This window comes from Collinsella sp. CLA-AA-H167, from assembly GCF_040095305.1.
Taxonomy (GTDB): Bacteria; Actinomycetota; Coriobacteriia; order Coriobacteriales; family Coriobacteriaceae; genus Collinsella.
Genome location: NZ_JBBNGA010000001.1, coordinates 128,026 through 149,335, shown reverse-complemented (window position 1 = coordinate 149,335; position 21,310 = coordinate 128,026). Strand labels below are relative to the sequence as shown.

Annotated in this window: 21 protein-coding genes; 2 read left to right on the top strand and 19 right to left on the bottom strand. The window is 59.5% G+C overall.

Annotated features, from left to right (window positions below):
* Positions 1-60 precede the first annotated feature (60 nt).
* Together AAAT03_RS00715 and AAAT03_RS00710 are read left to right on the top strand one after the other, a co-directional pair.
* A complete protein-coding gene (locus AAAT03_RS00715; protein WP_117655140.1) occupies positions 61-684 on the top strand; it encodes a DUF47 family protein in 624 nt (207 codons plus the stop codon).
* A 286-nt stretch (positions 685-970) separates the two neighbouring features.
* Complete coding sequence (locus AAAT03_RS00710) at positions 971-1,501, top strand: nitroreductase family protein (RefSeq protein WP_349102349.1); 531 nt, start codon at positions 971-973, stop codon at positions 1,499-1,501.
* Positions 1,502-1,668: 167 nt separating this feature from the next.
* On the opposite strand, the gene AAAT03_RS00705 is transcribed toward AAAT03_RS00710, so the two are convergent.
* The 19 genes from AAAT03_RS00705 to murF form a co-directional block, all read right to left on the bottom strand.
* On the bottom strand, positions 1,669-2,343 hold the full coding sequence (locus AAAT03_RS00705) for a DivIVA domain-containing protein (protein WP_006234242.1): 675 nt from the start codon (positions 2,341-2,343) through the stop codon (positions 1,669-1,671).
* 61 nt (positions 2,344-2,404) lie between these two features.
* Positions 2,405-2,650 carry a YggT family protein gene (locus tag AAAT03_RS00700; RefSeq protein ID WP_255360343.1) on the bottom strand — a complete coding sequence of 82 codons (246 nt, stop codon included), beginning with the start codon at positions 2,648-2,650 and terminating at the stop codon, positions 2,405-2,407.
* A gap of 57 nt (positions 2,651-2,707) precedes the next feature.
* The gene (locus AAAT03_RS00695) at positions 2,708-3,430 is read right to left on the bottom strand and encodes a cell division protein SepF (protein WP_055251691.1); all 723 of its coding nucleotides are present in this window, start codon (positions 3,428-3,430) and stop codon (positions 2,708-2,710) included.
* A 60-nt stretch (positions 3,431-3,490) separates the two neighbouring features.
* Positions 3,491-4,228 carry a YggS family pyridoxal phosphate-dependent enzyme gene (locus AAAT03_RS00690; protein ID WP_124786324.1) on the bottom strand — a complete coding sequence of 246 codons (738 nt, stop codon included), beginning with the start codon at positions 4,226-4,228 and terminating at the stop codon, positions 3,491-3,493.
* Between the two features lie 119 nt (positions 4,229-4,347).
* Positions 4,348-5,205, bottom strand: a complete 858-nt coding sequence (locus AAAT03_RS00685) for a PhoU domain-containing protein (protein ID WP_349102348.1) — start codon at positions 5,203-5,205, stop codon at positions 4,348-4,350.
* 92 nt (positions 5,206-5,297) lie between these two features.
* Positions 5,298-6,101, bottom strand: a complete 804-nt coding sequence (gene pstB, locus AAAT03_RS00680) for a phosphate ABC transporter ATP-binding protein PstB (RefSeq protein ID WP_117776691.1) — start codon at positions 6,099-6,101, stop codon at positions 5,298-5,300.
* A gap of 12 nt (positions 6,102-6,113) precedes the next feature.
* On the bottom strand, positions 6,114-7,019 hold the full coding sequence (gene pstA, locus AAAT03_RS00675; protein WP_006234250.1) for a phosphate ABC transporter permease PstA: 906 nt from the start codon (positions 7,017-7,019) through the stop codon (positions 6,114-6,116).
* A 3-nt stretch (positions 7,020-7,022) separates the two neighbouring features.
* Entirely contained in the window at positions 7,023-7,949 is a 927-nt protein-coding gene (gene pstC, locus AAAT03_RS00670; protein ID WP_117584223.1) for a phosphate ABC transporter permease subunit PstC, read from the bottom strand.
* 1 nt (position 7,950) lies between these two features.
* Positions 7,951-8,787, bottom strand: coding sequence for a phosphate ABC transporter substrate-binding protein (locus tag AAAT03_RS00665; RefSeq protein ID WP_117803367.1), 837 nt, complete (start codon positions 8,785-8,787; stop codon positions 7,951-7,953).
* A complete protein-coding gene (locus AAAT03_RS00660; RefSeq protein ID WP_089571585.1) occupies positions 8,784-9,584 on the bottom strand; it encodes a polyphenol oxidase family protein in 801 nt (266 codons plus the stop codon). Before AAAT03_RS00660 ends, AAAT03_RS00665 begins: the two co-directional genes overlap by 4 nt.
* Before the next feature lie 210 nt (positions 9,585-9,794).
* Positions 9,795-10,949, bottom strand: coding sequence for a cell division protein FtsZ (gene ftsZ, locus AAAT03_RS00655; RefSeq protein ID WP_055251674.1), 1,155 nt, complete (start codon positions 10,947-10,949; stop codon positions 9,795-9,797).
* Between the two features lie 199 nt (positions 10,950-11,148).
* Positions 11,149-11,937 (bottom strand): FtsQ-type POTRA domain-containing protein, encoded by a 789-nt coding sequence (locus AAAT03_RS00650; protein ID WP_231501570.1) that lies wholly within the window; start codon positions 11,935-11,937, stop codon positions 11,149-11,151.
* Between the two features lie 424 nt (positions 11,938-12,361).
* The gene (gene murB, locus AAAT03_RS00645; protein WP_117636007.1) at positions 12,362-13,273 is read right to left on the bottom strand and encodes a UDP-N-acetylmuramate dehydrogenase; all 912 of its coding nucleotides are present in this window, start codon (positions 13,271-13,273) and stop codon (positions 12,362-12,364) included.
* 5 nt (positions 13,274-13,278) lie between these two features.
* Positions 13,279-14,697, bottom strand: coding sequence for a UDP-N-acetylmuramate--L-alanine ligase (gene murC / locus AAAT03_RS00640; protein ID WP_117636008.1), 1,419 nt, complete (start codon positions 14,695-14,697; stop codon positions 13,279-13,281).
* A 97-nt stretch (positions 14,698-14,794) separates the two neighbouring features.
* Positions 14,795-15,910, bottom strand: coding sequence for an undecaprenyldiphospho-muramoylpentapeptide beta-N-acetylglucosaminyltransferase (gene murG / locus AAAT03_RS00635; RefSeq protein ID WP_117647217.1), 1,116 nt, complete (start codon positions 15,908-15,910; stop codon positions 14,795-14,797).
* A complete protein-coding gene (gene ftsW / locus AAAT03_RS00630) occupies positions 15,900-17,393 on the bottom strand; it encodes a putative lipid II flippase FtsW (protein ID WP_117647216.1) in 1,494 nt (497 codons plus the stop codon). Before ftsW ends, murG begins: the two co-directional genes overlap by 11 nt.
* A 36-nt stretch (positions 17,394-17,429) precedes the next feature.
* Complete coding sequence (murD, locus tag AAAT03_RS00625; protein WP_349102347.1) at positions 17,430-18,836, bottom strand: UDP-N-acetylmuramoyl-L-alanine--D-glutamate ligase; 1,407 nt, start codon at positions 18,834-18,836, stop codon at positions 17,430-17,432.
* Between the two features lie 9 nt (positions 18,837-18,845).
* Positions 18,846-19,865, bottom strand: a complete 1,020-nt coding sequence (mraY, locus tag AAAT03_RS00620; RefSeq protein ID WP_089571579.1) for a phospho-N-acetylmuramoyl-pentapeptide-transferase — start codon at positions 19,863-19,865, stop codon at positions 18,846-18,848.
* Positions 19,866-19,868: 3 nt separating this feature from the next.
* Positions 19,869-21,293, bottom strand: a complete 1,425-nt coding sequence (gene murF / locus AAAT03_RS00615) for a UDP-N-acetylmuramoyl-tripeptide--D-alanyl-D-alanine ligase (RefSeq protein WP_117584228.1) — start codon at positions 21,291-21,293, stop codon at positions 19,869-19,871.
* Positions 21,294-21,310: the final 17 nt, after the last annotated feature.

The following is a 21,310-nucleotide window of genomic DNA, read 5'->3' as shown; positions in this document are numbered from 1 at the left end:
GAACGTCCATCTGGACCGCAACACTTCGCCCACCCGTCTTCACCTCGAAAGGACCCACCCATGGCAAAGAAACCCGATTCGTTCTACTTTGACAACTACGTCGCCTGCGCCGACCTTGCTGTCCAGGCCGCAGAGTTGCTCATCAAGATTTTTGAGAACTTTGATCCCGCGCAGATCCACGACATGCTCGAGGAGATGCATGCGATTGAGCATGCGGCAGACAAGAAGCACCACGAGCTCGAAGACGCCCTGCTCACCGCCTTTATCACCCCGCTCGAGCGCGAGGATCTGGATCTGATGAGCTGCGCGCTCGACACCGTGCTCGACCGTATTGAGGGCGTCGTGCAGCGCGTCTACTTCACCAACATTCAGAGCATCCATCCCGACGCCATCGTCATCGCCCACAAGGTGACTGACGCCTGCCGCGCCATGAAAGACCTGATGGTCGAGCTTCCCAACTACCGCAAGTCCAAAACGCTGCGCGAGCTCGTCATCCAGATCAACACCATCGAGTCCGAGGCCGACGAGCTCTACATCAACGCCATGCGCAACCTGCACGTTAACGGCAAGGATCCGCTCGAGGTCATCGCTTGGCGTGACGTCTACGCCTTCCTGGAGTACTGCGCCGACTGCTGCGAGAATGTGGCCGATGTTGTGGATTCGATCGTCATGAAGAACAGTTAATTGGGGGTACATGTCCCACCGGTCGCGGGCCCGGCCACTAATAACCTTTTTCACTCCGGCTGCAAGCAGAGTCGTTCAAAAGGTTATTAGTGGCCGGGCCCGCTCCCTTATGCACCACCATTGGGAACTTTGGCTGATAGATTTAGCGCGATGGGGGTTTGGCTGAAGGGACCTTTGGTATCCGTTCGGACACTTTGGCCCTTGATGAGCGTTTGGCTGATTGCTGCTTTGGGTACTCTTTGGGTTACTTTTGGTTTGTTTGATTTTTAATTATAGGAGGGCTTGTATGTCTTATTTGGATCTGGCTCGGGGTCGGTATTCTTGTCGTGAGTTTGAAGATCGGGCTGTGGAGCAGGCTGTGGTGGATGCCATTGTTGAGGCTGGGCGGATTGCTCCTTCTGCTTGTAATAATCATCCTTCTCGTGTGATGGTGCTGGATACGCCTGAGCTTCTGGAGAAGGCTGCTGCTTGTCAGCCTCGGTTTGCTCGTGATGGATCTATCTTTGGCGCTCCGCTTGTCTTCCTTATTTGTAGCGTTACCGAAGACGCTTGGGTGCGCCCGTATGACCAGATGAATTCCAGTGAAATCGATACGTCCATAGTGTGCGATCAGATGATGATGGAGGCCACCGAGCAGGGCCTGGGAACGTGCTGGGTATGCCATTTTAAGCCTGAGGTGGCACAGGAGCAGTTCAACCTGCCCGAGGGCGTCTATCCCTATCACATGCTCGTCTGTGGCTATCCTGCCGACCACATCGCCGATCCCGAGCATCGCGAGGCCCGCACCATTCCCCTCCCCGACTTCCTCCTCAAGTAGATTTTTAGGACATGCCTTAAAACCTACCCTTGACCGCTCACCCGTTCGCCGAGCTCTGCGCCACTATGTTCAGGGCTCGGTTTTTTATGATGCGCGCCCCGGCACAGTCATAAAAAAGGACCCGCAAGCTGCGGGTCCTTTCTAGGCACTAAATTGTAGGCCGAATGTTAGTCCAGGTCGTCGGCGGCAAAGTTGTCGATCGGGGCGAAGGGATCGGCCACGGGGACAACCGGGTCAGCGACGGGCAGCGGCTCGGCGGGAACAGTCACCGCAGGAGAAGCGGCAGAACCGACCGGCGTGGAGGCCATGAGGTCGGCCGGGAAGGAGTTCTGGGCATCGTCCATGAAGTGCTGGATGAGCTTGAGGTACTCGGCCTTGAACTCCTCGCGGGAAGCCTTGAGACGATCGATTTCCTCGAGCTCGGCCTGCTTCTCGGTCAGAGCCTGGCGGATAACCTCGCGTGCCTTAGCGTCAGCCTCGTTGCGGATACGCTCAGCGTTCTCGTTGGCATCGTTGACGATGGTCTCAGCGGTCTGCTGGGCAGCAATCAGGGCAGCGGAAATCTGGCGCTCCTGAGCGGAGAAGTCAGGGGCGGGAGCAGCCACGGGGGCGGCAGGAACGGCTTGGGCGGTGGCATCCTGAGCCTGGGCAAGCTGAGCCTGCGCATCGGCAAGCTGCTGCTCGGTAGCAGTCAGGCGACCCTTAAGGTCGACGATCTTAGCGAGCATAGCGTCAACCTCGGATGACAGCGTCTCCAAGAAGACGTCGACCTCGGCGGGATCGTAGCCACGCTTGGCCTCAGAGAAAGTCTGAGCCTGGATGTCTGCAGGGGTAATAGCCATAACAAGTCTCCTTTTTCATCGCCTCGGCGCTACACGCCCGACGTAAGTTACTAAGTCAGTTCTATACGAGTATACCTATAAGAAGCTGCAGAATCAGCCTCTGCACCAACTGCAACGCAATAATCGCAACGACCGGCGAAAAATCAACGCCGCCCATCGGCGGGATAAACCGACGAAAGAGGTTGAGCCACGGGCCGCAGACGCTATCGAGCACTGCAGCGATATCCTGCAGCAGGCCGCCCTGCTTCATGGGAATCCACGTCATAAAGCAATAGACCACGATGAGCGTGGAGTAGAAGTTGAACAGCGTGTTGACCAGCTGGACAATGGTGTAGATGTTGATGAGAATCTCCTCGTCTTGGGTTTACTTAAGGTAGCCGTCGGCACGAAGCTTCTTGAGGTCCGAATCCTTAACCTCGCAGCCGGCGGGCAGCACCATGAATACGCGATCGCCCACTTCTTTGACCGTGGCGCCCAGGCCACAGGCAAAGCCATAGCTAAAGTCCAGGACGCGCTTGGCGACCTCGGTGCGAACGCCAACAAAAATCAGTGCGACAGGCTGCTTGGTGCGAACGCGGCGCACCACGGTCTCCACGTCGTCATAGCTCTCGGGGCGCAGGACATAGGCCGGCAGCTGCGGCGTGGCGTTGATGATATTGCTCGCATAGGCCGAGGCATCGCTCGGTGCAGGCGCGGGTGCAGCGGCGGCACGGGCGCGGGTGTTCTCGGCGTAGCTCGACGGCGTGTCATAGGCACCAGGACGATAACCGCTCGCAACGCTGTCCTGCGAGCGCGAAGGCGGGTTATACGTCGTGGCATGGCGGGAGTCATCGCCGACCAGCTGACCGGAGCGCGTATACACGGCAACCGACTCAGCTTCACCGCGGCGCGTCTGACCAAGCAGGCCGTTGCTCGGCTCGTCTTGGGTGTAGAAGCCCTCGCCCGAAGCACCGCTGTAGCCGTTGCCCTGATAACTATCGTCATAGCCGTCATCGTAGCCGTAGTCGTCGTCCTGGCCATAACCCTGGTCGTAACCCTGCTGGCCGCCCAGGTGCATCTTATTTTTAATCTCGTCAAGGAAGCCCATGGTTGTGTCCTCTCGCGGTTTAGTGCAGGCGCCCCGATAATCAGTGCGCACTTCAGAGCCTTATTTTACTGCAAACTCCGGGCTAAATACTACCCTGCCCAGGCGAACGAGCGTAGAGCCCTCCTCAAGGGCAGGCTCAAAGTCCTCGCTCATGCCGCAGGAAAGCTCAGGCAGGTTCAAATCGGGATGCGCCGCCTCCAGCTCATCCCTCAGCTCACGAAGCCCCGCAAAGGTGCGGCGTGCCACATCCTTATTCCCCCGGGGCGCCATAGTCATAAGCCCCTGTACGCAAATTCCCTCAAGTTCCGCAAGCTCACCCGCGGCGGCGCGAATCTCATCGGGCGAAAAGCCTCCCTTCGACTCCTCACCACTCACATTGACCTCGATGAGCACACGCTGGGGGCCGGCGAGCTCGCCTGCCTCAATCTTGCGGACAGCACGGCTCGAGATCGCCTGTGCCAGATGCAGCGAACCCACCGAGTGAATCAGCTCGGCTGAGCCCAGCACCGCATTGATCTTATTGGTCTGCAGGTTGCCGATCATATCGAAGCGCACCTCGGGCAGCTCCTGATGCTCCGCCAGACCCGTGAGCTTGCGAACCAGCTCCTGCGGGCGGTTCTCGGCAAAATGGCGATACCCCGCCTGGATGGCAGCAACAGTCTCATCGACACCAACGGTCTTGGACACGGCAATGAGGCGCGCGGCGTCGTGGGGGCGGCCCGCGCGATCGAGCGCCGCATAAAAACGTTCCAGAATCTGCTCGCGGCGAGCGCGCATCAAATCCAAATAGTTATCCATTGCCAATCGCCTCCGCTGACAGCCAAACAAGTAGTCCCATGCTAACGCAAGAGCGCGGCCCCGCATGTGCAAGGCCGCGCTCACTTAGGTATTTACAATCTTTCGACGAACGGGGCTACTTACTCCTCGTCGTCCTCGCCATCGTCCTCGTCCTCAAGATGATCGAGCAGGTAGCGAAGACCCTCGCTGACCTCGTTGGCGGGCACCTTGGCAACGTAACGCGCGTCGACGGCGGGCCTCATGATAACACCCTCGCCCGAAGGCACGCGCATGCTCTCGAGCTCATCCTCGTCCACACGGGCGATATCGCCGGCGTTCATACGCTGACCAGTCAACAGGAAGGTCAGACGGCAAGCGGCATCGATGGAAATGGAAGCGATGCGATCGAGGTAGCGCGAAACCATGATGGCGCGGCGCAGGTCGTCATAGTTGCTGTCGTCGTCCATATAGTCGCCCGTATCCATACGGTTAAAGGTGCGGAAGAACTTCTCGTAGGCGGCGTGCACCGGCTCGTCCTCGACGGCCAGGTTGCAAATGATGGACATGTCGTTGGTGACGAGCGCAGAAAGCGACGAGCCTAGCACCTGGTAGACGGCCTCAGCCTCGGCCTCAACCGTGCCGACAAGCTCCTTGGGCAGCGAGATGTCGGCCTTGATCATATGACGCGTGGCACGGCAGATCTGACGGACCTTATCGGTCATGCGCTGCAGGTTAAAGTCGACGTAGATGATCGTCTGAAGCAGGCGGAAGTCGGAGGCGACCGGTGACTGCGTGGCGATCAGGTTGTAGCAGACGGCCTCCAGGTTGGCGCAGCGCGCGTCAATCGAAAGCGTGCGCTTCTTGGTCTTGGTGGCGAGCTTGCGGTCGTCGGTCACATAGGCCTTCACGGCATCGTGGAGGGCCAGATCGACGGCCTCATAGATGCTCAGCATCTCGTGACGGGCCTCGACGAGCTGACGGGAAAACAGTTTGCGCATGGTTCACTCCAATCAGTTGGGTGCGGTCATGCCGCCCGCACAGTGAATACGCACCGGACTAGGTCCGATCGGCTTGGGACTAGTCGCACCGATCAGCCAAAGCGGCCGGTGATATAGTCTTCCGTCCGCGAGTCCACCGGGCTGGTGAAGATCGCGTCGGTTTGACCATACTCGATGAGCGTGGCGGGCTCGCCGGCAACTTCCTGCAAGAAGAATGCGGTGTAGTCGCTGATACGAGCTGCCTGCTGCATTGAATGCGTGACGATGATGATCGTCATCTCGGGCGCCAGCTCGGCCATCAGATCCTCGACCTTAGAGACGGACGTGGGGTCGATGGCGGAGCAGGGCTCGTCCATCAGGAGAACATCGGGTTGCACCGCAAGCACGCGCGCGATGCACAGACGCTGCTGCTGACCGCCCGAGAGCGCCAAACCATCCTTGTTGAGCTGATTGGATACCTCTTTCCAGAGGTTGGCGCGCTTGAGCGATTCTTCCACGATGTCATCGAGGTCGCTTTTGCTAGTCACGCCCTGTAGACGAGGGCCAAAGGCGACATTCTCGTAGATGGATTTGGGAAACGGGTTGGGCTGCTGAAAGATCATGCCCACGCGACGACGGAGGTCGACCGGGTCGACGCCCTCGGCATAGATATCATTGCCGTCGAGCGTCATAGTGCCCTCGACGCGCGTACCCTCGATCAGATCATTCATGCGGTTGATGCAGCGCAAAAACGTCGACTTGCCGCAGCCCGAAGGGCCAATGAAGGCGGTGATGGCGTTTTTGGCGATGTTGAGGTCAAGCCCCGTCAGCGCATGAAAGTCACCGTACCAAAAGTTGAAATCCTTGGCCGTAATGGCCGCTTGCTCCAGCGTGGGAGCGGACTGATAAACGGACATGGGACTCCTTAACTAGCGACGCTTGCGCGACAGGAAGCGCGCAAACAGGTTGAAGGCCAGAATGATCACCATCAGCAAGAGCGCGGTGCCGTAGGCTGCGTTCATGTTGATGCCGTCGTTGGCAAGCAGGTACAGGTGAACCGTCATGGGGCGGCCGGAATCGAGCGGCGAAATAGGTAGATTGATGGCCTGGCCCATGGTGTAGAGCACCACCGCGGTCTCGCCAATGGCGCGGCCGATGGCGAGGACGATGCCCGTGGCAATACGGCCAAAGGCAGAAGGAAGCACAATCTTGGAGACAACCTGCCACTTGGTGGCGCCCAGGCCGTACGCGCCCCAACGGATATAGCGCGGGACGGCGCGAATGGCCTCTTCGGTGGTGCGCATGACGATGGGAAGCATCAAGAGCGCGAGCGCCAGAGCGGCCGAGACCATCGAAAGGCCCAGGCCCATGGCCTCGACAAACAAGGCGTAGCCAAACAGGCCCATAACGATGGAGGGCACCGAGGCCAAAGCGTCAGCAGCGTAGCGAATGAGCTCGACGACCTTGCCCTGCTTGGCGTACTCGGCCAGATAGACGGCTGCCAGCACAGCGATCGGCGTGCAGATAAGCATGGCGAGCGCCGTCACATAGACGGTCGAGACGATCGTGGGCCAAATACCGCCCTCGGCGTTGACGCCCTGGGGCCAACCGAAGATAAAGTCGAGCGAGATGTGTGGCAGGCCGTTGATGACCACGTAGGCGATGATAGCGACCAGCACCAGCGTGGTGATGTATGCCGCGGCACGGAACACGCCAAGCATGATCTTGTTGGACAGGTCCTTGTTGATGCGGCCCTTCTTGCCGTGGGAAAGGGCACGCTTGATGCGCTCGCGCGACGAGGTCGTATCGACCGTCGTGTCAACGGAATCGGACATAGCCTACCCCCTCTTCTTCTTGGAAACCAGGCGGACGATGCCCACCAGCGTGGCGGAAATGATAAACAGGACCACGCCCATGCCGAACAGCGCCGAGCGATGCAGACCCGAGGAATAGCTCATGTCGAGCGCAATCTGGCTCGTGAGCGTCGAGATGGGGCTCGCAATGCTGTCGGGAATAACCGGGGCGTTACCCACGACCATGAGCACGGCCATGGTCTCGCCGATGGCACGGCCCATACCCAGCACGATGGCATCCACGATACCCAGCTTGGCGGCAGGTAACACGACCTTATAGATAGTCTGCCACTTGGTGGCGCCCATGGCATACGATGCCTCGCGAATGCCCATGGGAATGGAATTGAGAGCATCGATGGTAAGCGTCGTGATGGTGGGCACGATCATAATGGCGAGCACGAACCACGCCGTCAGCGCGCCAAAACCAAGACCGCCGGTCAGTTGTGCGATAAACGGGCGGATGATGATCATGCCAAAGAAGCCATAGATGATAGAAGGGATGCCGGCCAACAGGTCAACGGCAGGGCTGATGAGCTTGCGCACGCGCTTGCTGGCGATCTCGACCAGATACACGGCCGTGCCCACGCCTAGGGGCACACCCATGGCGAGTGCACCGACGGTCACCAGACCCGAGCCGGCAAGCAGCGACACGATGCCGTAGTGACCCTCAGAGGGCGCCCACGTAAAGCTAAAGAAGTCCGCCAGACCGATGTCGGTAAAGACGGGCAGCGCCGAGTACGTGGTAAAGACAAAAATCAGGATGACGGTAACGACCGCCAAGAACGCGCAGGCAAAGAAAATCCACTGCAGCGCCTTCTCCTTGATATAGGTACTGCGCGATACGAGCGCCAGCTCGCGCTTCTTGGGCGTCTGAACATTCCGCTCAGTCTGGGAGTTTTCCTGTGCTTCCATGCTACTCACTCCCCTTCTCGTCGTTGGTGACGGGGATAAAGCCCGCCTCGCGAATCTGCTTGTCCATCTTTTCGGACGTCACGTAGTCGATGTAATCCTGCGCCTGCTGCGAAGGCGCACCCTTCACAAAGAAGTAAAGGTCGCGCGAGATGGGATAGCCGCCACTCGCAACCGTCTTCTCGGACGCCTCAACATGATTGACCGAGACGGCCTTGACCGAGGTCTTGGCGTTGAGGCTATCGACGAAGCCCAGCGAAATGTAGCCGATAGCCCCGCGCGAACGAGATACCACGTCGCGCACCTGGCCCGTGCCCGAAAGAACGGCGGAGCGGCGATCGAACGGGGTGCCGTCCATCACGATGGTGCGGAAGGCTTCACGCGTGCCAGACGCCTCATCTCGGTTGATAACCTGAATCCTCAGGTCCTCGCCACCGACTTCTTTCCAGTTGGTGATCTTGCCGGCATAGATATCGCGGAGCTGCTCGGTCGAGAGGTTATCGACGGGGTTGTCTTCGTTCACGATGACCGCGATACCGTCGTGGGCAATGACGATGGGAGTCAGGCCCAGATCCTGCTCGTCGGCATTGAGTCCACGGGAGGAGCTGGCGATATCGGCCGTGCCAGCGCTGACGGCTTCGATGCCAGCGGAAGAGCCCAAACCGGAAACGAGCACGTCGATGCCGGTCTCCTCCTTAAAGCCCTCTGCCGCAATTTCGGCGATAGGAAGGCAGGTCGTGGAGCCGGCCACGGTAATGGAAGAGGTAGAAGATCCCGAAGAACAGGCGCACAGCGTAAGCGTAAGCACAGCGGCGCTCAGGACCGATACGATCTTTCTCATAGCATCACGCCGATCGCAGCATGGCGCCCACAGGTGCCGTCCTCGTTACGGTAGGAATAAAAGCGGTCGTTCTGACGCACAGTCGAAAGCTGGGTATCCACGATATTATCCGCGTCCACACCGGCATCTACCAGCGCCTCACAAATGGCAGCGGAAAGATCGAGCATGCGAGAGGCACTCGCATCGATGCAAGAGAACTCGACGGCAAAGCGATCCATGAGTTCCTGGGATACCTCATATTCGTCAGCCAAGATATGGGGGCCGATATAGGCGGAAACGTCGCTCGCATCGCAGCCGGCAGCATCGCAAAGCGCCTGGCACGCCTTGGCAGAAATACGTGCAATCGTGCCCTTCCAACCGGAGTGCACCACGGCAAATCCGCCAGGGGCCACCAGCACCACGGGAACGCAGTCGGCAAAGCAGAGCAGCACGGGCACGTCATGGGCCGTACAGACGATGGCATCGCAGCCCTCGGCAATCTGCTCGCGAACAGCCTCAAGATCGTCGGCGCCGTTCGAAGTCACCGTAACGATATGGTCACCATGTACCTGATTGGGCACGAGCAGATTATGCTCGCACTCAGTGGCGCCCATAGCTTCGAGCGCTCGACGACGATTTTCTTGAACAGCAAAGGGGTCATCGCCTACATGCGAGCCCAGGTTGAGCGAGGAGTACGCATCTTCAGAAACGCCACCGGTGCGCTCGGTAAAGGCAAAGCGGACATCGGATGTCGCGCCCTCCACCAACGTAACTCCATCATGGTCGACACGCGAAACGTTGTCCGCACGTGCTGCCATACTAAAGCCTCCTAATAACACAAGTACCGCGGCGTCGCCGCGCAGTCCGCGTTTATACGGCTGTCATACTTCCTTAAAAGGATACCCGCAGCGGTAGGGACCAAACGTAAAGGGAACGTAAGGAGATTGGAGGCTTTCGTTTACAAACGAGAAACAAAACGGGGTGCATCCAAATGGACACACCCCGTGCAGGTCGTTGAGAAAAACGAACTAGAAGCTACCGCGCTTCAGGAAGTCGGGAAGCTCGAACTGGTCGTTGCCAAAGTTGGGCAGCTCGGTACCACCGACGTTGCGGGTCGGAGCGGCCTGAGCCGGGCTGGCAGCCGGAGCGGTGCGCTGCGGCTCAGCGGAGGCAGCGGCCTTGCTCTGAGACTGCTGAGCAGCAAAGAGCTCATCCTGACGGTTGACGTTGGAGTCGGAGAAGCCCGTAGCGATGACGGTGATACGCACCTGATCGCCCAGGGACTCGTCGACAACGGTACCGAAGATGATGTTGGCCTCGGGGTCGACGGCGTTGGCGACAACGTCGGCGGCGTCGCTGATCTCCTGGATGCCCAGGTCCTTGGAACCGGCGATGGAGAGCAGCACGCGCGTGGCACCATCGATGGAGCTCTCGAGCAGCGGGCTGGAGATGGCCTGCTGGGCAGCGTCGACGGCACGAGTATCCCCAGAAGAGGTACCGATACCCATCATGGCGGTACCGGCCTGCTTCATGATGGTCTTAACATCGGCGAAGTCCAGGTTGATGATACCGGGGACGGTGATGAGGTCGGTGATGCCCTGGGTGCCCTGGGAAAGGACGCCATCGGCAATCGCGAAGGCCTCGAGCATGGTGGTCTTCTTCTCGGCGATGTCGAGCAGCTTATCGTTAGGAATGACGATCATGGTGTCGACGCAATCGGAGAGGGTCTTGATGCCCTCCTCGGCGCTCTTCTTACGCTTGCGGCCCTCGAAGGTGAAGGGCTTGGTCACGACGGCGACGGTCAGTGCGCCGACCTCGTTCATCGCGATATCGGCAACGATGGGAGCAGCGCCGGTACCGGTGCCGCCGCCCTCGCCGCAGGTGATAAACACCATGTCGGCGCCAGCGAGCGCCTCGGCGATGTCGTCGCGGGACTCATCGGCAGCCTTGCGGCCAACCTCGGGATTGGCGCCGGCGCCCAGACCGCGGGTAAGGTCGGTGCCGATGTGCACCTTGATATCGGCATCAGAGATCGCGAGTGCCTGAGCATCGGTGTTGATGGCAACAAACTCGACGCCGCGGATGCCCTCTTCGATCATTCGATTGACCGCGTTGGTACCGCCGCCGCCGACGCCGACCACCTTAATGACGGCAAGGTAGTTGTTGATCTCTGTCTCGTGCATGTCGGTCCTCCGAACAAAGGTTATAGCCATAGCATGGGTCGACCCCTGCGCACATTAACCTTCAGGTTGAAAGTAAATGCAAAGGTAAACCGTATTATGTTTGCACATTATGAACGTATCAGTCAAATAATTGACCGTGAAAACCAAACAAACCAGATAAACGGCGTGGTATGGCCCCTCAACAAAGCATCAACCAGCGCTACGAGGTCGGAGCATTCCTAAATGTGTAGTTGCCCGGAGAGCGCACATTGATATACGTTACGCCCTCTACCTGCGAAAGCAACTTGGTGACTACGCGTTCCTTCTTGGCGATATCGTCCGAATCGCCCAGCGACACCTCAATGCCGTTATTGAGGTTTGCCGAGATGGCTTCGACCGAAGGCGTGGAAATATCCTTGACTTGTCCCAAGAACTCGCTCGAAAAACCACGCACATAATCCAGGCCGGCCTTAACGGCTTTGGAGTTCACCGCCTGGCCGGAAACCGGAGCGACATCCGCCGAGACATCAGTCAACAACACCGCGCCATAATGCTTGGCGAGCGCCAGCGCGGCATCGATTCCGGTCAAGGTATTTGAGCCCTGCCCTGTCGTGATGACGTTGCCCTGGTCGTCCACTTCGACCGACGTCGACAGCGGGGCGATCCAGGTGTCATCGTCTCCGATAGCCCAGGCAAGGTCGTCGGAGCTGATATACGCAATGGCGATAACTTTACGCTCCGTCGGCGTGATGATAAGCGTATGGGGAAACTGGCGCTGGACATCCACGCCCGAAACCCACGGGTTCTGCTTGAGATCCTCGGTAATCTGGTCGGGATCGACGTTAAAAAGCGACGTTCCCTCGGGCAAGTCGATCAGCTGGATAGCATCGTGCTTCGTCACATGCTCGCTGCCTTGAATCTGAATATCAGTGGCAGTAAACAGTCCAGAGTTGATCACCACGATGGCAACGACGACGAGCACGGCCAAGACGGCCAGAACGCCGCCCACGATTTTGCCTTTGCCTGTAACGACAGAAGCGGCGTCTGATGTTTTATTTGCCATCGCTCCAAGTGAAGATAACGGGTTGAAACCTTTTTTACTCGAAGGCTTCTTGGCGGTAGCCGGCACCGATGTCAGCGAGCGCGGTTTCAATGCGCCCAGCGTGAGACCTGGACGCGCCGCTTTAGTTCCCGTCGAGGGCTTGGGAGCTGCCATGGGACGGGCAGGCTTGGCGCCCATAACAGGCTTTGACGTCACCGAGGGACGCGAGGACTTTTTTGCGGCCGGACGATTACCGAGCTGCGAGCCGACGACCGGACGACTGGTCTGTCGAGCATGCCCGACAGACTTAGAGTGCGCGACGGTATTGCGTTGAGGTTTGGCAGGCGCGCCGGAACGCCCTCCGGCGCGGCGGAAGGTGGGTTTCGATGCTCTAGAAGCCGAGGAATTTAACTTCCGGTCTGAGCTCGATGCCATACGCCTCCCTCACCTTTCCGTGCACATGTCTGATAACCGCGGCAACGTCATCGGCCGAGGCAGTTCCGTTATTAACGATAAAATTAGCGTGAACGGGCGAAACTTCCGCGCCGCCAATCGAAAAACCCTTTAATCCACAATCCTCGATAAGCTTGCCCACACTCGCATCGGGCGGGTTGCGAAAGACAGACCCGCAGGATGCGCGACCCATGGGCTGCGTACGCTTGCGCCTTGTAAGGTACCGCTCCATGCGCTCGCGAATGTCGGCCTTGGGCGCCGGTTTAAGCTTGAGCACGCACTCGAGGATGATCTCATTGCGGGGAAGGCTACATTCGCGGTAGCCCCAAGAGATCTCGGACCCCGCATAATGCTTGATACCGGATGCCGGGTCAAACGTTACGACATCCTCAACCAGCGAGCCAATCCACTCGGTCCGCGTGCCGGCATTCATAGATATCGCACCGCCGACCGAACCGGGAATGCCAACGGCAAACTCAAGGCCCGAGAGGCTACGCGACAGGGCATCGTTGACCAGGCGCGCAAACATCACGCCCGCACCGACCGTCAGCGTACAACCGTCATCGGCAACAACCGTGCGCTGGAACTCACGTCCGAGCGAAATGACGGCACCGCGATAACCGCCATCGGCAACCAGCAGATTGGAGCCCTTGCCGATGATGACCCACGGCACCTGCTCGCGATCGAGCACCGCCACGGCGCGGCGGAGGGCATGATAGCTATGGCACGTCACAAAGAGGTCGGCCTTGCCGCCGATACGATAGCTCGTATGACGCGCAAGGCGCTCGTCCTCGATCACATCCGTGTCGATCATGCCCGAGAGCGCCATGACGGCGTTAAACAGACCCATTAGACTTAAGCGTCTTTCTTGGCAGTCAGATACTCAATGAACTCGGGACCGACGGTCGTAACGTCGCCGGCACCCATGGTGAGCAGCAGGTCGCCCTCGCCCACCATCTGCTCGAGCTCCTGATTGAGCTCAAGACGGCTGGAGCAGTACACGACCTCCTTGCCAGGATGCTTGGCGCGCACGGTATCGGCGAGCATCTTAGAGGTGACACCCGGAATGGGCATCTCGCCAGCCGAGAACACATCAATCAGCAGCAGTTTATCGGCATTGGCAAATGCATCGGCAAAGTCGTCGCACAGGGCCTGCAGGCGCGAATAGCGGTGCGGCTGGAACACGACGTCGACGTGCTTGTAACCCAGCGACGAAGCGGCAGCAAGCGTCGCCTTGATCTCGGTGGGGTGATGGCCGTAATCATCGACCACGGTGATGCCATCGATATCGCCCACGTGGGTAAAGCGACGGCGGACGCCCTCAAAGCTCGAGAGCGCCTTGGCGGCGGCGTCGATGTCAAGGCCCAGGACATGGGCGACGGTGAGCACCGCCGTGGCGTTGAGCATGTTGTGGCGACCGGGATTGCTCTTGATCTCCACAGCGCGCTCAGTGCCGTCCTCAAAGCGAACGATAAAGTCACTCTGGATGCCCTTGACATCCGGGTGCATGCAGACGATGTCGTTGCTCTCGGCAAAGCCGTAGGAAAGCACGTGACGGCCCGTCGACTTGGCGAGCTCGACCAGATGCGGGTCCTCACCGCAGACGATGACGGTGCCGTCCTCGCCCACCAGGCTCATGAATTTGGCGAAAGTTGCCTCGATCTCCTCGATACCCGAGTAGTGATCGAGGTGGTCGGCCTCGACGTTGGTCACAATGACTACGTTGGGGTTCAGGAACAGGAAGGAGCTGTCGGACTCGTCGGCCTCGGCGACAAAGTAGTCGCCCGAGCCGTTCTTGCCGTTCGTGTCATAGCCCTCAACGATGCCACCGATCAGGAAGCTCGGATCCAGACCCATGCGGTCGAGCATGGTGGCACACATCGAAGACGTGGTGGTCTTGCCATGCGTGCCGGCAACAGCGACGGTGGTGTAGCCGTGGCCCAAAGCAGAGAGCATCTTGGCACGGGGCCACACGGGAATACCAAGCTCGCGAGCACGCACGAGTTCAGGGTTGGACTCCGGAATAGCGGTGGAGACAACAACCACGTCGGGCTTGACCTCGTCGATCGTGGCGGCCTCATGGCCCACATGCACCTTCACACCAGCGCGGGTAAGCTGGCGGATATAACGTGACGTCTTAAGGTCGGAGCCGGTAACGGCATAACCGCGCTCGTGCAGAACGAGGGCGATGCCGCTCATGCCGGCGCCGCCGATACCGATAAAGTGGGCGCTCTTAAACTCGGGCGCGGAGGTTGCAGTCTGGGAATCAGCCATGTGCTCGTGTACTCCTTGCGTAAACACTGCCTGTAACCCGTTAACTGTACCGCACCTACCGCATCAGCGCGAGGGCGACCGAAGATATCCCGTCTAACTAACGCAAACCCTCTACCGCATCCGCCAGAAGAGCGGCGGCTCTATCCTGAGCAAGACCACGCGCCGCCTGACGCATGGCGTCGCGCGCCGCCGCGTCATCGACCAGGTGCAGCAGCTCATCGGCAAAGGCAGAACCGTCGATATCGGCATCGGCGCAGAGCACGCCGGCCCCGGCGTCGACCAGATAACGAGCATTGGTGGTTTGGTGGTCGGCCGTCGCATGCGGATACGGCACGAGCACCGAGGGCACGGCGAGCGCAGCGATCTCGGCCACGCTCGATGCACCCGAACGCGAGAGCACCAAATCGGCAGCAGCCAGCATATCGCCCATGTTGTCGATGTAAGGCTGGACGCGGTAACGCTTCGCCTCCTCGGGCGTCAGCGCCAAAGCGCGCTCGGTCTCCTCAAAGCCGTCGGCACCCGTCGAATGCAACACATAGAGGTTCTTGCGCGAAAGCAGCTCGTTTTTGAGCGAAGTCACGCGCTCGTTGAGGTGCTGGGCGCCAAGTGAACCGCCAAAGACGAGCAGCAGCGTAGCGTCCTCGGGAACGCCAAGTGCCTTGCGGCCACGATCGCGATCGCCCTCGATCACCGAGCGACGTACGGGGTTGCCGGTCATGAGCACGTGGTCAGGGTCACCTTCGCGCTCAAAGACCGAACGCGCTGCCGGCACCGAGATGCACACGCGGGCGGCGTGGGAGTTCATCATCTTGTTGGCCAGGCCCGGAACAGAGTTCTGCTCATGCAGCAGATACGGAACGCCTGCGCCCTTGCACCACCCCAACAGCGGAACCTCGACATAGGCACCAAAACCGATGGCGGCATCGGGCTTGCCGACCTTTGAGAAATGATTGGCGAGCGCACGCTTGGCCTTATTGACACGCCACAGCGAGGTCAGCGCCGTCCAAGGACGGGAGCGGTCGAAGCCCGTGACCGTAATGGGCACAAAATCAAACCCAGCCTCGGGGACCAAACGACCCTCGAGCTTGCGCGACTGGCCCACGAACACAACGTGGTGGCCACGGTCACGCAGTTCTTCGGCCAAGGCGAGCGCGGGGTTGATGTGTCCTGCCGTGCCGCCGGCTGCAATAGCAACGGTCATTTTATCGGTCATGGTAGTCCCTTCGTACACGCGGTCCCTGGTCGTCGGTGCGCAGACGCGCCGACGGGTCCGAGTTCAAATCGATTCGATTATATCCGCCGCCCGCGTTGCGAGGGCTGGGGCGCTGCGGACGACCTTGCGGAGCCGTTCGCGAGCGTGGACGAGCTGCCGGCTCGGATGCAGAACCATCCAGAACGGTAAAGCCGCTACGCGAAGGTCGTTCACCGCGCACATGGGCCACGCCGGCGGTGCTCTCGTCCATAACGGCAAAGCTCTCACGGCGGCGGTCATACTCATCGCGGCGGGCGCTCTCGTACGAAACGCGCAGGATCAACCCGGCAAGCATAAGCGACACAATAATCGACGAACCGCCGTAGCTAATAAACGGCAACGGTTTGCCCGTCATGGGAAACACGTTGAGGATGCCCAGCGCGTTAATCAAAAACTGCACCGCGAGAATGACCGCGGAGCCAGACGCCATAAGCGCGCCCCGACGATCGGTCGCCTGCTCGGCAATGCGAAACGCCGAGTAGATCAGCATCGCAAACACCAAGAAGAACAGCACGGTTCCGACAAAGCCGACTTCCTCGCCAATGATGGCCAGGATGTAGTCATTGTGCGCCTCGGGCAGATACGAGTACTTCATGGTTGAGTTGCCGATGCCACGGCCGAACAGACCGCCCGAGGCAAAGGCCATGATGGCAAGCGTGGCCTGATAGCCGTCACCATACTCGTCAGCCCAAGGGTTCAAGGCAACCTGAATACGCACCATACGGTACGGCTCTGCGACAAGTGCAATCACGATCACGAGAATGCCGAAGATTAGCACGCCGATGATAAATCTCGGGTCGAGACCCGCAAACAACGCCATGCACATGAGGGTCAACAGGATGATCAGGACAGTACCGAAATCGGGCTGGATAAAGATCAGAAAGAGCGAAATACCCAGGTAGATGCCCATCTTGCGAAGGAATTCGTTTATGTTGCCACCGGGCGAAAAGAAGCGATCAAGCATGATGGCCGAATACGCAATGGCAAATGGCTTTAAAAACTCGGAAGGCTGGAACTGAATACCGGCGATGTTGAGCCAGCGCGTGGCGCCACGGCTGCCGCTGCCCACCAAGAACACCAGAAACAGTAGCCCTATCATGCCGATAAGGAAGATCCTAAGCACATCCTCCCCAAACCAGCTGTCCGGCAAAACGCGCACGATGGCAATCAGCGCCAGAACACCAACCACGGCAAACGCGGCCTGTCGACCCAGGAAAAACGTCGCCGAGCCATTCTCGTGCAGCGCCTCGACCGAAGACGCCGAGTACACCATCAGCAGACCAAAGCACACCAAAGTAAACAGGCAGGCCATAAATATCAGACGGGGGCGCATGATGCGGGCGGGAACGCCGGCAATATAGCGTTCGCTAAACGACTGCCCGCCGCGACCGGAACGCGGTGTGCTACGCCGCGAGGAAGCACGGTCCGAGTCGGGCCTCCTCATACCTTGTCGGGGGCTCTCCTCTCTCACCGGCAACCCCTATTCCATTTGCGATTTCGCCGCAGCGGCAAGCTGCGCCACATAGTCCTTAAACACGCGGCCGCGCTCCTCATAGCCCGAGAACTCATCGAACGAAGAGCAGGCAGGAGAAAGTAAGATCACGTCGCCACGGCTCGACAGCGAACGGGCGACGTCCACGGCATCGCGCAGGTCATCCGCCTGGGCAATATCCACATCGCCATCGACATCGGCCTCGTCCATAGCGGCGGTAAAGCGCTCGCGCGCATCGCCAAAGCAGACGACCGAGCGTACGTTATCCATAACAACGCGCGCGAAGTCCGTGAGCGGCGTGCCCTTATCGTGGCCGCCGAGCAGCAAGATCACGTCGTCATCGGGAAATGCCGTCAGCGCCTTCTCGACCGCATCGGTGTTGGTCGCCTTGGAATCGTTGACGTAGCGCACGCCGTCAATCTCGCCACACGGCTCCACGCGGTGCTCGAGCGGCTGGAACGAGGCCAGACCGCGGCAGACACCATTGACATCGGCACCGACTGCCAGGGCAGCCGTGGCAGCGCACAGGGCATTGATAACATTGTGATGGCCCGAGATCTTGAGTTCGGACGTGGCGACAAGCTGAGTCTCGACGCCCTTCAGGCGCACGACCATTTTGCCGTCGCGCACAAAGGCGGCGTCTGCACCCTCGGGCTCGTCAAAAGCGACCTTGCAGATGCGGCGACCCGGCGTATAGATGTACTCATCGAACTCGTGAATGCCGGCGTCTTCGACGTCGACAACCACCAGATCGTCATCGACCATATTGTCAAACAGCTTGATCTTGGCAAGCGCATAGTTCTTATGGCTCTTATGCCAGCCCAAGTGGTCGGGAGTGATGTTGAGCAGCACCGCCACACGAGGGTGGAGCTCGGTGGTCGTAGCAATCTGATAGCTCGAGAGCTCAGCCACAAACCACTCGTTGTGGGCTCGGCCGTCAATCTCGTTGACCGGCGGCTCGCCGATGTTGCCGACAGCTACGCTGGCCTCGCCGGCAGCCTTGAGCAGATAATCAGTCAGCGACGTGGTGGTCGTCTTACCGTTGGTGCCCGTGATGGCAATCCAGTTATCGGGCGACAGGCGATAGGCAAACTCTGGCTCACCCATAATCTGAGCGGCATGTTCGCGCCCGGCCTTAAAGAAGCCCGAGAACTCCGAGATGCCCGGGCACGTCACGCATACGTCATAGGCGCCCTCGACCTGTTCGATCCCATAGACAAACGACGCACCAGCAGCCTCGAGCGCACGCGTGGCGTCATTGGGCTCAGAGGCGCCGCCGCCATACACGGTAACGGCGCTTACGCGCTCTGGATGTGCCAGCGCCCAGCGGGCGACATCGAGGCCGGATTTGCCCTGACCCAAAACGAGCAGGCTAAAGACATCAGCAAGAGGCATGAAAGACCACTATCCCAACTGGAAGAACAGAGCAAGGCCAACGGCACCAAATGCCGCAGCGATAATCCAAAAACGGATGACAACCTTGGTCTCGGCCCAACCCTTCTTTTCGAAATGATGATGGATGGGCGCCATAAGGAAGACGCGCTTGTGCGTAAAGTGGAAGTAGACAACCTGAATCATGACCGACAGGGTCTCAACGATAAACAGGCCGCCGATGATGAGGGAGACGACCTCGGTGTTAGTCATGATGGACGTACAGGCAAACGCGGCGCCCAGAGCAAGCGAGCCGGTATCACCCATAAAGATGCTCGCCGGATAGCAGTTGAACCACAGAAAGCCCAAGCAGGCACCGGCACACGCGGTGCAGAAGATGGACAGGTTCACGTCTCCGTGCAAAAACGCCATGGCAGCCATGGCGAGCATGGCGATCATGGAGGTGCCGCCAGCAAGACCGTCAAGGCCATCGGTCAGGTTCACGGCATTAGAAAGACCGGCAATCATCAGCCAGCAAAAGACAATATAGAGCCACGGGAACGAATAGCCGCAGATGGTGGTCGAAAGCACGCCAAGGTCGATCGTCAACCCACCGGGAAAACGAATCTCGGGGGCGACACCGCACCAGTTGACGGCAAGTACCGTGAAGGTGACACAGATAATGGTTAGGCCGATCATCTTGGCATGGGGCGTCAGACCGAGCGAGCGCCCATGCGTAACGGAGGTCAGGTCGTCGATCAGGCCCAGCACGCCGGTCGCCAGCGTGGCGAGCAGCACGAGTACGAGCTCGGTGGTGAGCTTGCCCATCAGCAGGCAGGTCAGCGAGATCGCGACGAGGATGACAACGCCACCCATGGTGGGCGTTCCCTGCTTAACCAAATGACGCTTGGGGCCGTCGGCACGAACCTGCTGGCCGATACCCTCGACCTTGAGCAGCTTAATCCACCACGGCATGAGCAGCAGCGCAATGGCTGCGGCGATGCCAAGCCCCAAAAAAGCCTGATACGTTGGATACGAGGGATTGCCGAACATGGGCTAGCACACACCTTCCACAAAGCGGTCGAGCTCAACAAAGCGGGAACCCTTGACCAGTACAACATCATGTTTTTCAAGCGCGCCGCCCATGCGGTCGAGCACCTGCTGATAATCGGAGAACACCTGGATGCGGTCCTCGTCCATGCCCATCATGCGCGCGGCATCGGCCATAAGCTGGGCCAGCTCACCACCCACGCACGCCAGCATGTCGAGCTTCTTGGCGGCGGCATAGGCGCCCACGAGCTCATGCATGCGAGGAGCCTCATCGCCCATCTCGCCCATCTCGCCCAGGATCGCCATGCGAGACCCCGTGCATGAAAGCGAGCACAGCAGATCGAGGCCGGCTGCCATCGATTCGGCGCTGGCGTTATAGGAATCGTCGATGATGCGTGCACCGCTCTTGGCGCGCTTGATCTCCTGGCGGTGCCCGGTGATCGTAAGACCCCTAAAGGCAGCATCGATCTGCTCGGGCGTCACGCCCAGGCGATAGGCAACCGCGGCGGCCTTAACGGCATTAGGAACGGACTGCACGCCGGGGATGGCAAGCATGGTATCGATTGTCTCGCCCTGACCAAAATCGAGCGTAAAGACCGGACGGCCCTCGTCATCAACGCGAACGTCGCGGGCGCGGACCTCATCATCGTCAGAGACACCGGCCAGCATCACGTCGATACCAGCAGGCTGGGCGAACGTATCGCGAATGAACGGCGTAAAATCGTCCTCGCCGCCCAAAACCAGCAGCGGCAAATAGTCGCCGGCGGCGCACATGCCCTGGACAATCTCGGCCTTAGCGCGGGCGATGTTCTCGCGACTGCCCAAAATGCCGATATGAGAGGTGCCGATCTTGCTCACGATGGCAAGGTTGGGATTGGCGGACTGGGACAGGCGCTCGATCTCGTGGAAATGGTTCATGCCCATCTCGAGCACCAGGACCTCGGTATCGGCCGGAGCGGAAAGCACCGTGAGCGGCATGCCGATCAGGTTATTGAAATTGCCCTTGGTGGCCCAGACACGATAGCGCTTGGCGAGCACAGCGGCGAGAACGTCCTTGGTCGTCGTCTTGCCGATGGAACCGGTAATGCCAACGACCAGGCAGCCAAGCTCCAGGCGATACGCGTGCGCCAAACGCAGCAGAAACTCCTCGGGATCATCGGTCAGCAAGATGGCACAGCCCTTGTCCTGCGCCAGCGAGACCAGCTCGGCCTCGGGCTCACGCGTCATCACGACGGCGCCGGCACCCGACTGGACGGCACGGGAAGCAAAATCATTGCCGTCGACGTTTTCACCGGGAAAGGCGACGAAAATCGTCCCTTCCTCGACCTGGCGCGAGTCGATAACGCACCCGCGGCATACCCGATCGACTTCTCCCGTCACGGTTCGGGCCCCTGTTGCGGCCGCGAGGTTGTTGACGGCGATCTCTATCATTGCAGCTCCCCTGTAAA

Bases quoted from the DNA above. Each gene is read 5' to 3' on its own strand.
- AAAT03_RS00715 (WP_117655140.1), top strand. From the start codon at position 61: ATGGCAAAGAAACCCGATTCGTTCTACTTTGACAACTACGTCGCCTGC.
- AAAT03_RS00710 (WP_349102349.1), top strand. From the start codon at position 971: ATGTCTTATTTGGATCTGGCTCGGGGTCGGTATTCTTGTCGTGAGTTT.
- AAAT03_RS00705 (WP_006234242.1), bottom strand. From the start codon at position 2,343: ATGGCTATTACCCCTGCAGACATCCAGGCTCAGACTTTCTCTGAGGCC.
- AAAT03_RS00695 (WP_055251691.1), bottom strand. From the start codon at position 3,430: ATGGGCTTCCTTGACGAGATTAAAAATAAGATGCACCTGGGCGGCCAG.
- AAAT03_RS00690 (WP_124786324.1), bottom strand. From the start codon at position 4,228: ATGGATAACTATTTGGATTTGATGCGCGCTCGCCGCGAGCAGATTCTG.
- AAAT03_RS00685 (WP_349102348.1), bottom strand. From the start codon at position 5,205: ATGCGCAAACTGTTTTCCCGTCAGCTCGTCGAGGCCCGTCACGAGATG.
- pstB (WP_117776691.1), bottom strand. From the start codon at position 6,101: ATGTCCGTTTATCAGTCCGCTCCCACGCTGGAGCAAGCGGCCATTACG.
- pstA (WP_006234250.1), bottom strand. From the start codon at position 7,019: ATGTCCGATTCCGTTGACACGACGGTCGATACGACCTCGTCGCGCGAG.
- pstC (WP_117584223.1), bottom strand. From the start codon at position 7,949: ATGGAAGCACAGGAAAACTCCCAGACTGAGCGGAATGTTCAGACGCCC.
- AAAT03_RS00665 (WP_117803367.1), bottom strand. From the start codon at position 8,787: ATGAGAAAGATCGTATCGGTCCTGAGCGCCGCTGTGCTTACGCTTACG.
- AAAT03_RS00660 (WP_089571585.1), bottom strand. From the start codon at position 9,584: ATGGCAGCACGTGCGGACAACGTTTCGCGTGTCGACCATGATGGAGTT.
- ftsZ (WP_055251674.1), bottom strand. From the start codon at position 10,949: ATGCACGAGACAGAGATCAACAACTACCTTGCCGTCATTAAGGTGGTC.
- murB (WP_117636007.1), bottom strand. From the start codon at position 13,273: ATGGGTCTGTTTAACGCCGTCATGGCGCTCTCGGGCATGATCGACACG.
- murC (WP_117636008.1), bottom strand. From the start codon at position 14,697: ATGGCTGATTCCCAGACTGCAACCTCCGCGCCCGAGTTTAAGAGCGCC.
- murG (WP_117647217.1), bottom strand. From the start codon at position 15,910: ATGACCGATAAAATGACCGTTGCTATTGCAGCCGGCGGCACGGCAGGA.
- ftsW (WP_117647216.1), bottom strand. From the start codon at position 17,393: ATGAGGAGGCCCGACTCGGACCGTGCTTCCTCGCGGCGTAGCACACCG.
- murD (WP_349102347.1), bottom strand. From the start codon at position 18,836: ATGCCTCTTGCTGATGTCTTTAGCCTGCTCGTTTTGGGTCAGGGCAAA.
- mraY (WP_089571579.1), bottom strand. From the start codon at position 19,865: ATGTTCGGCAATCCCTCGTATCCAACGTATCAGGCTTTTTTGGGGCTT.
- murF (WP_117584228.1), bottom strand. From the start codon at position 21,293: ATGATAGAGATCGCCGTCAACAACCTCGCGGCCGCAACAGGGGCCCGA.